The following is an 11,735-nucleotide window of genomic DNA, read 5'->3' as shown; positions in this document are numbered from 1 at the left end:
AAGGCGTTTCACGCTTTCGGCATGTAACCTTGGAGGTGAGCCCTTGGCTTCAGCGCATGTAAAGCCGTCTCTTGCGGGCAAATTCCCGGTCGAATGCCAGAAGAACAGACAATCAGGAGGAGAGTGTCATGAAGGTATCGAAGATGACAGGCGCGCTGGCTGGCGTGCTGATGATGGCCGCTACGACGGCGCATGCGGAAGTCAAGGACGCGGTGGTCGGATTTTTGATGCCGGATCAGGCATCCACGCGCTATGAAGAGCGCGATTTCCCAGGTTTTGCAGCAGAAATGAAGAAGCTCTGCGAAAGCTGCAAGGTGCTCTATCTCAACGCCGATGGCGATGCGACCAAGCAGCAGCAGCAGTTCAATTCGGTCATTTCGCAGGGCGCCAAGGTGATCGTTCTCGATGCCGTGGATACTGCAGCCGCAGCCTCGCTGGTGAAGCTCGCCCAGTCGCAGGACATCAAAGTCATCGCCTATGACCGCCCGATCCCGGATGCGACGTCGGATTTCTATGTCTCGTTCGACAATGAAGCCATCGGCAAGTCGATTGCCGAATCGCTCGTCAAGCAGCTGAAGGCCAAGAACGTTCCGGCCGACAAGGGCGGCGTTCTCCAGATCAACGGTTCGCCGACCGATGCGGCTGCTGGTCTCATCAAGAACGGTATTCATGCCGGTCTGAAGGACAGCGGCTACAAGACGCTGGCCGAATATGACACGCCGGAATGGGCGCCAAGCAAGGCGCAGCAATGGGCGAGCGGTCAGATTACCCGCTTCAACGACCAGATCGTCGGCATCGTGGCTGCCAATGACGGCACCGCAGGCGGTGCGATTGCTGCCATGAAGGCTGCCGGTATCGATCCGCTGCCGCCGATTACCGGCAATGACGCGACCATTGCGGCGCTTCAGCTCATCATTTCCGGCGATCAGTACAACACCATCAACAAGCCATCGGAAATCGTTGCTTCGGAAGCTGCGCGCGTTGCCGCCCAGCTGCTGAACGGCGAAACGCCGAAGGCTGAAACCACGCTTTACAACACGCCATCGAAGCTCTTCGTCCCGGCGGTTGTGACGGCCGAAAACCTCAAGGCTGAAATCATCGACAAGAACATCGTGCCCGCAGCAACGCTGTGCGTCGATCGCTATGCCGATGGCTGCAAGAAGCTTGGCATCACGCAGTAAATCAACGATGCGCCCGGCCGGTTTTTCCGGTCGGGCGTCCTGTTTACGCACATCCAATCCGAAAGCCATTTCACATTTTTCGGGATGTGCTGTGTTTCGTGCGCAAAGGCATATCGTGAGATGTGCCGGGGAAAGTGAAAAATGTCCCAGGAAAACAAAGCGGCGACGTCATCGTCGCAGCCCGTGCTGCGTCTCAGCGGCATTTCCAAGAATTTCGGCGCGGTGTCCGCGCTGACCGATATCGATCTGGAAGTCTATCCGGGTGAAGTCGTGGCGCTGGTTGGCGACAATGGCGCCGGAAAATCGACGCTCATCAAGACACTCGCCGGTGTGCATCAGCCGAGTTCGGGTACGATGGAATTCAATGGCGAGAAGGTTGTGCTGTCCTCGCCGGGCGATGCGCTCGACCTTGGCATAGCGACGGTCTTTCAGGATCTGGCGCTGTGCGAAAATCTCGATGTCGTCGCCAATATTTTCCTTGGTCGGGAGCTTAGCCCCTATCGCCTCGATGAAGTGTCGATGGAAATCAAGGCATGGAAGCTTTTGAACGAGCTTTCCGCCCGTATCCCCAGCGTCCGCGAGCCGGTCGCCTCGCTGTCCGGCGGCCAGCGGCAGACTGTTGCGATTTCGCGCTCGCTGCTGCTCGATCCAAAGCTCATCATGCTCGATGAACCGACCGCAGCGCTTGGTGTCGCGCAAACGGCGGAAGTGCTCGATCTGATCGAGCGCGTGCGTGATCGCGGTCTGGGCGTGCTGATGATCAGCCATAATATGGAAGATGTGCGCGCTGTCGCAGACCGCATCGTTGTGCTGCGTCTTGGTCGCAATAACGGTGTTTTCTATCCGGATTCATCGAATGAGGAACTGGTCGCCGCCATCACTGGCGCAACCAGCAATTCCGTTTCCCGCCGTGCCGAACGACGTCAGGCACAGCACGATGACGCTCATGACCGGGGAGAAGCACGATGAACCAGACAACCGGAAATACCCCGCTCGACCGGCAGGATGCCCGCGTGCGCCATGATGAAGGCGTTTCGGGCGCGCTGCGTGGTTTCTTCGACCGCGTTCGCTCGGGCGATCTTGGCTCGCTGCCGGTTATTGTCGGCCTCGTCATCATCTGGACCGTGTTCCAGACGCTGAACCCGGTTTTCCTGTCGAGCAACAACCTCGTGAACCTGTTGTTCGATTGCTCGACCATCGGCGTCATTTCGCTTGGCATCGTCTGCATTTTGATGCTTGGCGAAATCGATCTTTCAGTCGGCTCCGTCAGCGGTCTGGCCTCCGCCATCGTCGGCGTGCTGTGGGTCAACAATGGCTGGCCGGTGGCGTTGGCGATTGTCGCAGCCCTTTGCGCGGGAGCGCTGATCGGCCTGCTCTACGCCTTCCTTTATAACCGCTTCAGCATGCCAAGCTTCGTTTCGACGCTGGCGGGCCTGCTCGCGGCACTTGGTCTCCAGCTTTATCTCCTCGGCAATACCGGCTCGATCAACCTGCCCTATGGCTCGTGGCTTGTCAGCTTCGGCCAGCTTCTGGTGATGCCGCGTCCGCTTTCTTATGCGCTGGCGCTGATTGCCGGTCTTGCGATCTTCTTCACGGGTTTCCGCTCGGCGCAGCGTCGTCGCGAGGCTGGGCTTTCGGCACCTTCCGTCGCTGGTATCGCGCTGAAGGCCATTGTCATCACGCTGATCGTCGGCGGTGCCGTGTTCTATCTCAACCAGTCGCGTGGCGTGCCGTGGATGTTCGGCTTGTTTGTGGCGCTGGTGGTTGCCATGAACTATGCGCTGACCCGCACCCGCTGGGGCCGCGCCATGCAGGCTGTCGGCGGCAATCGTGAAGCTGCGCGCCGTGCCGGTATCAACGTCACCTTCATCTATATTTCCGCCTTCGTCACCTGTTCGGTATTGGCTGCGGCGGGCGGTATTCTGGCCGCTTCGCGTCTGGCATCGTCCAGCCAGCAAGCCGGTACGGGCGACGTCAACCTCAACGCCATTGCGGCAGCGGTCATCGGTGGCACAAGTCTGTTCGGCGGTCGCGGCAGCGCCTGGTCCGCCTTGCTTGGCATTATCGTCATCCAGTCGATTGCCAGCGGTCTGACCTTGCTCGATCTGTCGTCGTCGCTTCGCTACATGATCACCGGTGCCGTGCTGGCAATTGCCGTGATTGTCGATTCTCTTGCACGCCGCTCGCGCCAGTCGCACGGTCGCGCTTAACATAAAAGGATTCTCCAAATGGCTCAGGATCTCAAAGGACAAGTTGCAGCGGTCACTGGTGCTGCCTCCGGCATCGGCTTCGAATGTGCAAAGCACATGGTCGAAGCAGGTATGACGGTGTTTCTCGTTGATCGCGACGAGAACGCGCTGGCCGAAAAATGCGCCGAACTTGGCGACAAGGCAAAGCCGCTGGTCATCGACCTGCTCAGCCCGGAATCGGTTGCCACCATGGTGCCGCAGATTCTCGAACAGGCCGGTCAGCTCGACGTGTTTCATGCCAATGCGGGCGCTTATATCGGCGGTCCGCTCTGGGAAGGTAATCCGGATGCCTGGGATCGCATGTTGAACCTCAACATCAATGCAGCGTTCCGCACGGTTCATGCCGTGCTGCCGCATATGATGGAACGCAAGACAGGCGACATCATCATGACCAGCTCGGTGGCGGGCGTTGTGCCGGTGATCTGGGAGCCGATCTATACGGCGTCCAAACATGCCGTGCAGGCTTTCGTGCATACGGTTCGCCGTCAGGTTGCGCCGCATGGCATTCGCGTCGGCGGTGTTCTGCCCGGCCCGGTCGTGACTGCGCTCATCAGCGACTGGCCAAAGGCCAAGCTAGAGGAAGCGCTGGCCAATGGCAGCTTGATGGAGCCGAAGGAAGTGGCGGAATCGGTGATGTTCATGCTGACACGTCCGCGCAACATCACCATTCGGGATCTGGTGATCGTGCCGCAGAGCCTCGATCTGTAATCCCTTCAAGAACGGGTCGGAGACCATGATTCACTATTATTTGGGCGTCGATGTCGGCACCGGAAGCGCACGCGCCGGTGTGTTCGACACCAGAGGTTCAATGCTTGCTTCCGCCAAGCGCGACATTACCATTTGGCGCGAGGCTGGCAGCATTGTTGAACAGTCGAGCGCCAATATCTGGCAGGCCGTCTGCGAAAGCGTGCGCGAGGCGGTGAAGATCGCCGGGATCGATCCAGCCAGCGTTGCCGGTATCGGATATGACGCCACCTGTTCGCTGGTGGTGCTGGGCGAGGGGGGCAAGCCGCTCGCCGTTGGCCCGTCGAATGATCCGGCGCGTGACATCATCGTCTGGATGGATCATCGCGCGGTCGAACAGGCTGAGCGTATCAATGCCACCAAGGCCAAGGTGCTGGATTATGTCGGTGGCACCATTTCGCCGGAAATGGAAACGCCGAAGCTCCTCTGGCTGAAAGAAAACAAGCCGGAAAGTTTTGCGTCTGCGTGGCAGTTTTTCGACCTTACCGATTTTCTCACCTGGAAATCTTGCGGTAGCCTTGCGCGCTCGGCCTGCACGGTCACCTGCAAATGGACCTATCTCAGCCATGAAAATCGCTGGGACGATGCCTATTTCCGCGAAGTTGGCCTCGGCGAACTAGCCGATGAGGGTTTTGTGCGCATCGGCACGGAGGTTCGTGCGGGTGGCGAGAAGCTCGGTGTTCTGAGCGAGGAAGCCGCAGCGGAACTTGGCCTCAAGCCGGGCATCGCGATTGCCGCCGGTCTGATCGACGCGCACGCAGGCGGTATTGGCACGGTGGGCGCGCGTGGCGAGGCGGGCAAGGTTTTGTCGCGCATGGCCTATGTGTTCGGCACATCCGCCTGCACAATGACCACCACGGAACAGCCGGTTTTCGTGGATGGCGTCTGGGGCCCGTATTATTCGGCCATGGTGCCGGGGCTGTGGTTGAATGAGGGCGGTCAGTCGGCGGCAGGTGCCGCCATCGATCATCTCATCCACATGCACCCCTTTGCCGCCGAGGCGGAAAAGCAGGCGGCGGCTGAGGGCAAGGGCCTCGCGGACCGTCTTGCATTGGAAGTGGACGCACGCGGCGGCGCTGCAAAGACAGCTGAGATCATCGGCGACATTCACGTCGTGCCGGAGTTTCTCGGCAATCGCGCACCTTTCGCAGACCCCGACGCCCGGGCGATCATTGCCGGGCTTGATCTCGATGCAGGTATCGACAGCCTGACAGCGCTTTATCTGGCCGGTCTTTGCGGGCTTGGCTATGGCGCGCGCCAGATCGTCGAAGCGCAGAAAGCAAAGGGTATAACGACGGATACCATCGTCGTCAGCGGCGGTGCGGCCCGTTCGCATCTCGTGCGTCAGGTGCTGGCCGATACGACGGGTCTCGTTATTGCGGCCTCCACATCGCCGGAACCGGTTCTGCTCGGCTCGGCTATGCTCGGCGCGGTTGCGGGCGGAGCTTATCCGGACCTCGCAATGGCGATGGCTGCCATGTCGGAGCTTGGCGAGGTCAATCAGCCTGATCCCGACCGGGCAAAATGGCATGATCGCCGTTTTGAGGCATTCACGCTGTTGCAGGACACGGCGCGCAAGCTGCGCGATTTCTGATCGCGATCAGCAGCGATGAAAATAAAAACAGCCCCGACTCGTCACCGAACCGGGGCTGTTTTTATCGATAGAGCATTTCCAGCAAAAGTGCGAAGCGGTTTTGCGTGGGATAATGCGTAAAAACAAATAGATAGAGCGGTTCCGACGATTCCGTCAAAACAGGGACCGCTCTAGCGATGGTCTTACATCACCGGCGCATCGGGTTCCGGTTCATATTCGCGGGCGCCGTCGTCCTTGGCGAACAGCACACACGGACCGTGCGAGCCGCGCGGGTCGTAGGCAAAGCCCTTTTCGGCCAGCGCATGGGTAATGTCACGAATGCCGGCCAGACCATAAAGATGGTCGTGCAGCTCGAGGAAAATACGTTCCACACCCGGCAGCTCGGCCTGCTTGAGCAGATCGCGCTCCGCGCCTTCGATATCCATCACCAGCACATTGATGCCGTGGTCGGCGATGAACTGGTCGATATTGGTCGAGGTGATCGAAATGGTGCTTTCATAAGGCCCCTGATTTTCGTCCATGGACGACATCCAGAGATCCTTGCGCACATAAAAACGGAAGGTGCCGGTTTCACCGGCGCTCAAAATGCCCTGTGACAGAACCACATTGTCATGGCCGTTGGCGTCAAGCACACGCCGCGCCAGCGAGGCGGTTGCCGGATTGGCTTCGAAGGCCCAGACGGCCACGTCGCTGATTCGAGCGATCAGCGAGGTAATAATGCCGATGCCGGACCCCAGTTCCAGAACCCGGTCGCTGGCCTTTACGGCCTTTTTGATCGTACGCGCTTCCTTGGCTTCATAGCTGCCGCTGCTCAGCGCCTGCCAGATGACGGGCGAAACCTCTCCCGGCTCGATGGGTACGACGACCCCATGCACATTCAACACTTCCACACCCAATTGATTGCTACCACGGGTGTATTCGTATCAGTTAGCTCCGACCGGAAACAGTCCTTCCCCGCCCTTTTTTGGTATGCAGATAAGCGAGCTCTGTTGCAGGCATCGGCCTGCCGATCAGATAGCCCTGCACCTGATCGCAGCCCAGCCCCTTAAGGCATTCATATTGCTCTTCCGTCTCGATGCCTTCGGCGATGGTGGTCATGCGCAGGCTGCGGCCAACGCCGGTGACCAGCTCGACAATGGCAAGCGCATCGCTGCGCGTCGTGACATCACTGACAAAGGAACGGTCGATCTTGATCTTGTCGAACGGAAAGCCGCTCAGGCTGCCGAGCGACGAATAGCCCGTGCCGAAATCATCCATGGCGATCTGGATGCCGAGCGCTTTCAGGCCGCGCAGTGTTTCCAGCGTCTGCTCGTTCTTGTCGAGCAGCACGGATTCGGTGATTTCAAGCTCCAGCCTGCGAGGGTCAAGTCCGGATTCTTCCAGCGCCGCCATCACTGACTGGACGAGGTCTTTGTCGCGGAACTGCACCGGTGAAAGATTGACTGCAATTCGCAGCGGCTTGTTCCAGCGCACGGCTTCCTGACAGGCCGTCTTCAGCACCCATTCGCCAAGCGGCATGATCGTGCCGATCTTCTCGGCCACCGGAATGAATTCCATCGGCGAGACTGGTCCACGCACCGGATGGGTCCAGCGCAGCAGCGCTTCGTAACCGCAGATTTCCCGCGTTTCAGTCGTTGCCTGCGGCTGGTAATAGACTTCCATTTCGTTGTTCTGAAGCGCGGTTTGCAAATCCGCTTCGAAGGATTTCTTCTCGCGCAGCCGCGTCAGCATGTCCGATTTGAAGACGCTGACATGGCCATGGCCAACAGCCTTGGCTTCATAAAGCGCCAGATCGGCATGTTTGAACATTTCTTCCGTGTCGGGCTCGCCTTCCGAAATGGCAACGCCGACGCAGGTTCCGATCTTGATTTCCAATTCGCCCACCCGGTAGGGGCGGCTGATCTCATCCATCAAACGCGCGGCGAATTCGAGCGACTCTTCCTCGGTCATGCCGGTTGACAGCACGGCAAATTCGTCGCCGCCAAGGCGGCAGACAATATCACCCTTCCGACTCAGCCGCGTCAGCCGCCGCGAAACGCCCTGCAGCAATATATCGCCGACATCGTGTCCGAGCGTATCGTTCACATCCTTGAAGCCGTCGAGGTCGAGCAGAAGAATGACGGCAGACGGCCCGCCGGACAGCGCCGCCGTTAGCCGCGTTTCCAGATCCTGCCGGAACAGGACCCGGTTCGGGAGGCCGGTCAGCGCATCGTGATGCGCGTCATGTTCGAGACGAAAGTTTTGCGATTGCAGTTCTGCCGTGGCCTCGCGCAGATCCGCGGTAAGGCGCTGCATGCGGCCATGGGCGCGATCCAGAAGATTGTTATGGCGAATAAGCAGGATAACCAGAACGACGCCGCAGAGAATAAGGCCTGCGGCAAGCGCCGTATAGATGAAATGGAGCTGCTTGACGTCACTCTGGGCGGCGTCAATCAGATCGACATCGTGTTCGACTGATGTGGATGCGAGTGAGGTCAGCGGTGCATCCAGCTCGCTCATCGCGACGAGCATGGCTTTCATGTCGTCCGTGCTCATCGTGTCGAGCTTCATATCCATCTCGTGGATGATGTTGCTCAACTTCATATAGAGCTGGCGGCGTCCCGGATCGTCCTGAATGAAGGCGCGCAGATTGCCCTGCTGGAACATTTCAAGGCGTCCGACCATGAAGTCCAGCCGCAGCCGCACTTCATCGCGATCAACATCAGGCAGGCCAAGCGCCAGCGCGCTCAGCCGATGTTCAAGCCGCAAATATTCAGAAACAGTCTGCCCGATGGACCAGGAGTCATTATACCGGGAAAATTTTTGCAAAGCCGTCTGACGCTCTGCGATGACATAGGCGATATAGCCCGTTGCCACCACAAAGCAGCAGATAATGACACCCAGTATGCGTCTCAAGCGCGCCTCTATTCAACGATCAGCTTGGCAACCTGCCAGGCGGAGCGCGTGTAATATGTTTGATTCTGGAGTTGAGGGTCGCTGTCATACGGGTAGATAATAAACAACGGTCCTTTGTCCCGCACCGCCATGTACTTTCCGTCCCGCTTTAAAGCAAGAATTACGTTGAACTTCTTGAAATCCTCAAGCGGAATGGTGGTTACATAGTCGTTCAGCGCCACCGCCGTGACGGTTTTGCCTTCGGCGCCGACCAGTTTCATCAGCTGGTCGATGGACACGCCTTCGAAGCGGACCTTGCCGTCATACCATGGATTGGCGGTTTCCACGGTTTTGAGGCCAAGGGCTTCCAGACCCGCGCGGTCGAACTGCGCGGTGTCCCCGTTGTTCTTATTCTGGATATTGCCCGATATTGTGAGAATGGGCTTGTCCTGCGGTTTGGGCAGCGAAGCGGCAAATGCGCCGGAAATCGCTGTCACACAAACGGCCAGACAGACAAAAAGACGACCGAGGTTCATTGCATTTCTCCCTGATATAGCCGGTCAATAAAGCAAATTACCTAAATCGGCGTGAATACAAGGAACATATGCGGATTTAATCGGATTCACGCCTGTGATCTTTCGTCTGCGCTTATAACAAATGAAAACAATAGCATAGTAGACGCTTGCCCATGGAATTCGTCAAGTGCCGAGCACCATGTCGCGTATAATATTTTCATTATTTCCAGTTTTTCAGCTTTCTTATACCACCTGTGCGGCGGAAAAACGGCATTGTTAAGTAATGAATAATGCGAACTGCGGATCGTTGGGTAGATCGCAGAATAAAACAACTTATGATTGTCGAGGCCGCACACGGTGTGCAGTCTTGGCTGGCCAACAATATGGAAGCTTATAGTATCGATACGCTTGGCCCGTTGCGAGGTGTCGAACCCGCTTAGAAGACGGCAATAATCCGGACCCTTGGCTGGTTCAGCTGTGCTTCGACAGGAGATATCCGACGGTTTCAGGCAGGTGTTCTTACGTTACGATATACGACATCTGCCGTATTGTTTCCGGTCGGACGCAAAGGATAACTATCCTGATGACATAATATTGGGTTGGTATGCTGGGATGCCAGCCAATTGGAGGATAAAATGAAGCTCATTCTCATTGCAGCGGCAGCATCGGCTGCTTTCGTAACCGGTGCCGCAGCATCGGTGCCGGTGACGATCAAGGAACCTGTCGAGACGTCGGCCTCAAAGCCCCATACAAACTCGACTATCATCGCAGTCGGAGGCAAGCGCACCAATGGGCGCGTCTTGTTGGGCGGGCGCAACACTTTCGGTGGATAAGCAGACCCACCTTTGCGCGGTTTGCCAGTTGACGCGGGGGCGTCCGGCGGGTGAGGGAACGTGCTGTCTCTTTCACTCGCCGGTTTTATTGCGGCGCCTTGGTTGCGCGCTATTATGCCGAGGCAAGCGCCTCAGCGATTGTATCTTTTATCGCCAGACGCTGCTTGCGCAAAAGCGTCTCTTCTTCCTGACTTAAGGGCGTGATCTTTGTTTCCGCCAGATGAATGCGATCATTGATTGCGTCATATTCTTCCAGAATACGCGCAAAGCGGGCATCTTTCGCCTTGAGGGCGTGAATAGCTTCGATCTGGCCGGGGAATTCTTCTCCAAGCGTGTGCGGTGTGTTCGACATGACGTTTCCTTCCTTTGCTTTGGCTGAGCTTCGCAGAGCCCGCCGGACCCAGCATTGATCGCGATCAAATCCAAGCACCTGCTTAACAATACGGGATGTTGGATGGTTCCCCATGGTGTGATCGGTCACGTGTGCGCTGTGCACCGGTGATGGATCATTTTGTAAAGACGGTTGGCTTCCATCCGCGGGCAAAGCCCATGGACATTGCGAGGCTCGCATATTCGATTTCCTTCACCAGAAAATCGCGATCTTTCAGCAAGGCTTCGATAGCAGCTCGCACATCGCCATCGTGGTAAGCGAGAACCAGATCAATCTCGTCCTCATAACCTTCTTTTTGCACAAGCGCATTCATTTGCCGTGCTCCTCATAAGCAGACATCACATTTCCAGCCATTTCGGATTCCATCGGCTTTTCGCCGTCGATGTTCCTATTTTGTTCGCTGCTTATTTAAGAGTCAAGCATGTTGCGTTTCATGCGGTGTGGATTTTCCGCTAGTCTGGTTAAACGACTGAATCTATCGGGAATCCGCTTAGGAAGAATGCAAAAAGACCAGCCTGTGGAAGTACCGTCTTGATATTTATCAGTTTGATTTCTTTGAAGAAAATAATGGCTGGGGAACCTGGATTCGAACCAAGACTAACGGAGTCAGAGTCCGTTGTTCTACCCTTAAACTATTCCCCAGCAAGGATTGCAAATCATGCTCTTATCGAGCGTTTGCAATTGCGACAGAAGCGTGAAGCTCGTTCGCGACGGCTTCCATCTAGCGAACTCAAACCCCGAACGCAACCCCTTTCTTTGAAAAAAGAATAGCAAATTTCGCCATCCCCAATTTGTCGCGCCGCAATCGCCGCAAACAACCGCCAAGCATGGTCTTTTGCCAGAAGGCGGGTTGTTTGCGCGACGCCGGAATAAAAAGGCCCGGCCAGCGGAGGAGCGGGCCGGGCAAAGGGCAGGCTGGCCGAGAGGGGACCCGGCTTGTGAAGGTGGCGCCTGCCAGATGTTCCGTGGGCAGTTCGGCGAAGGGGTTTCGTGCGAACTGCTTGAGATTCAAAAGGCTGCTGAGGCCGTGGCCTCAGCAGATGTGGCGTGTCGCCTCGATACGGCGCTGCGCATCAGCCAGCGAGCGCAGAACACGTGTCGGATTTTCGCGGCCGCGATAGTGGGTCGCCGTATAGACGTCACCACGATGCAGGCCGATGTCACGCAGGAGATAATCGTCAAGCTCGGAAATTCGCATCAGCTGCCGTCGATTGCGGGACATCATCCAGCGACGCAGAGCCGACATAAACACAGCTTTCACCGTTTGCGCGAACGTGGAGGTCTCTGCGCGCGTTGCCGGTAAATAGGTCGTCGTTGTCTTGCTTATCGCTGTCATGTCCGCTCTCCTTTAAAT

12 protein-coding genes and 1 tRNA gene are annotated in these 11,735 nt (G+C 57.3%); 6 read left to right on the top strand and 7 right to left on the bottom strand.

The genetic code is table 11. The features are described from left to right. The first annotated feature begins 128 nt into the window (after positions 1 to 128). The 5 genes from HWD97_RS08835 (at position 129) to HWD97_RS08815 (ending at position 5,768) form a co-directional block, all read left to right on the top strand. Positions 129 to 1,181, top strand: a complete 1,053-nt coding sequence (locus HWD97_RS08835) for a sugar ABC transporter substrate-binding protein (RefSeq protein ID WP_109367838.1) — start codon at positions 129 to 131, stop codon at positions 1,179 to 1,181. 141 nt (positions 1,182 to 1,322) lie between these two features. Further along, positions 1,323 to 2,150, top strand: coding sequence for an ATP-binding cassette domain-containing protein (locus HWD97_RS08830; protein ID WP_109367837.1), 828 nt, complete (start codon positions 1,323 to 1,325; stop codon positions 2,148 to 2,150). Beyond that, positions 2,147 to 3,391 carry a sugar ABC transporter permease gene (locus tag HWD97_RS08825; RefSeq protein ID WP_121538900.1) on the top strand — a complete coding sequence of 415 codons (1,245 nt, stop codon included), beginning with the start codon at positions 2,147 to 2,149 and terminating at the stop codon, positions 3,389 to 3,391. The genes HWD97_RS08830 and HWD97_RS08825 overlap by 4 nt, the downstream gene beginning before the upstream one ends. Before the next feature lie 18 nt (positions 3,392 to 3,409). Then, positions 3,410 to 4,138: an SDR family oxidoreductase gene (locus HWD97_RS08820; RefSeq protein WP_109367835.1), complete on the top strand. Its 729-nt coding sequence runs from the start codon at positions 3,410 to 3,412 to the stop codon at positions 4,136 to 4,138. Between the two features lie 25 nt (positions 4,139 to 4,163). Beyond that, the gene (locus HWD97_RS08815; protein ID WP_109367834.1) at positions 4,164 to 5,768 is read left to right on the top strand and encodes an FGGY-family carbohydrate kinase; all 1,605 of its coding nucleotides are present in this window, start codon (positions 4,164 to 4,166) and stop codon (positions 5,766 to 5,768) included. Between the two features lie 182 nt (positions 5,769 to 5,950). Here the strand turns inward: HWD97_RS08815 and HWD97_RS08810 are convergent, their stop codons facing one another. Genes HWD97_RS08810 through HWD97_RS08800 form a run of 3 tightly spaced genes read right to left on the bottom strand, consistent with a single transcriptional unit; the run spans position 5,951 to position 9,178 of the window. Beyond that, complete coding sequence (locus HWD97_RS08810) at positions 5,951 to 6,658, bottom strand: FkbM family methyltransferase (RefSeq protein WP_109368040.1); 708 nt, start codon at positions 6,656 to 6,658, stop codon at positions 5,951 to 5,953. A 37-nt stretch (positions 6,659 to 6,695) separates the two neighbouring features. Further along, positions 6,696 to 8,663 (bottom strand): bifunctional diguanylate cyclase/phosphodiesterase, encoded by a 1,968-nt coding sequence (locus tag HWD97_RS08805; RefSeq protein ID WP_121538901.1) that lies wholly within the window; start codon positions 8,661 to 8,663, stop codon positions 6,696 to 6,698. An 8-nt stretch (positions 8,664 to 8,671) separates the two neighbouring features. Beyond that, positions 8,672 to 9,178 carry an oxidoreductase gene (locus tag HWD97_RS08800; protein ID WP_109367833.1) on the bottom strand — a complete coding sequence of 169 codons (507 nt, stop codon included), beginning with the start codon at positions 9,176 to 9,178 and terminating at the stop codon, positions 8,672 to 8,674. Positions 9,179 to 9,792: 614 nt separating this feature from the next. Between HWD97_RS08800 and HWD97_RS08795 the strand changes: the two genes are divergently transcribed. Continuing rightward, entirely contained in the window at positions 9,793 to 9,990 is a 198-nt protein-coding gene (locus tag HWD97_RS08795; protein ID WP_109367832.1) for a hypothetical protein, read from the top strand. 112 nt (positions 9,991 to 10,102) lie between these two features. Here the strand turns inward: HWD97_RS08795 and HWD97_RS08790 are convergent, their stop codons facing one another. From HWD97_RS08790 to HWD97_RS08775, 4 genes are all read right to left on the bottom strand, one after another. Beyond that, positions 10,103 to 10,342 carry a YdcH family protein gene (locus HWD97_RS08790; RefSeq protein ID WP_109367831.1) on the bottom strand — a complete coding sequence of 80 codons (240 nt, stop codon included), beginning with the start codon at positions 10,340 to 10,342 and terminating at the stop codon, positions 10,103 to 10,105. A 154-nt stretch (positions 10,343 to 10,496) separates the two neighbouring features. Next, entirely contained in the window at positions 10,497 to 10,694 is a 198-nt protein-coding gene (locus tag HWD97_RS08785; protein ID WP_109367830.1) for a CUE domain-containing protein, read from the bottom strand. 255 nt (positions 10,695 to 10,949) lie between these two features. Further along, a tRNA-Gln gene (locus HWD97_RS08780) sits at positions 10,950 to 11,023 on the bottom strand. A 391-nt stretch (positions 11,024 to 11,414) separates the two neighbouring features. After that, positions 11,415 to 11,717, bottom strand: coding sequence for a DUF1127 domain-containing protein (locus HWD97_RS08775; protein WP_121538902.1), 303 nt, complete (start codon positions 11,715 to 11,717; stop codon positions 11,415 to 11,417). Positions 11,718 to 11,735: the final 18 nt, after the last annotated feature.

The sequence above is a fragment of the Ochrobactrum sp. C6C9 genome, assembly GCF_022627935.1.
Classification (GTDB): domain Bacteria; phylum Pseudomonadota; class Alphaproteobacteria; order Rhizobiales; family Rhizobiaceae; genus Brucella; species Brucella teleogrylli.
The sequence above is the reverse complement of the archived record's forward strand: the minus strand, read 5'-3'. Positions and strand labels throughout refer to the sequence as shown.

Excerpts from the sequence above, each read along its gene's own strand:
- HWD97_RS08830 (WP_109367837.1), top strand. The coding sequence starts at position 1,323 with ATGTCCCAGGAAAACAAAGCGGCGACGTCATCGTCGCAGCCCGTGCTG.
- HWD97_RS08825 (WP_121538900.1), top strand. The coding sequence starts at position 2,147 with ATGAACCAGACAACCGGAAATACCCCGCTCGACCGGCAGGATGCCCGC.
- HWD97_RS08775 (WP_121538902.1), bottom strand. The coding sequence starts at position 11,717 with ATGACAGCGATAAGCAAGACAACGACGACCTATTTACCGGCAACGCGC.
- HWD97_RS08835 (WP_109367838.1), top strand. The coding sequence starts at position 129 with ATGAAGGTATCGAAGATGACAGGCGCGCTGGCTGGCGTGCTGATGATG.
- HWD97_RS08800 (WP_109367833.1), bottom strand. The coding sequence starts at position 9,178 with ATGAACCTCGGTCGTCTTTTTGTCTGTCTGGCCGTTTGTGTGACAGCG.
- HWD97_RS08820 (WP_109367835.1), top strand. The coding sequence starts at position 3,410 with ATGGCTCAGGATCTCAAAGGACAAGTTGCAGCGGTCACTGGTGCTGCC.
- HWD97_RS08815 (WP_109367834.1), top strand. The coding sequence starts at position 4,164 with ATGATTCACTATTATTTGGGCGTCGATGTCGGCACCGGAAGCGCACGC.
- HWD97_RS08790 (WP_109367831.1), bottom strand. The coding sequence starts at position 10,342 with ATGTCGAACACACCGCACACGCTTGGAGAAGAATTCCCCGGCCAGATC.
- HWD97_RS08785 (WP_109367830.1), bottom strand. The coding sequence starts at position 10,694 with ATGAATGCGCTTGTGCAAAAAGAAGGTTATGAGGACGAGATTGATCTG.
- HWD97_RS08795 (WP_109367832.1), top strand. The coding sequence starts at position 9,793 with ATGAAGCTCATTCTCATTGCAGCGGCAGCATCGGCTGCTTTCGTAACC.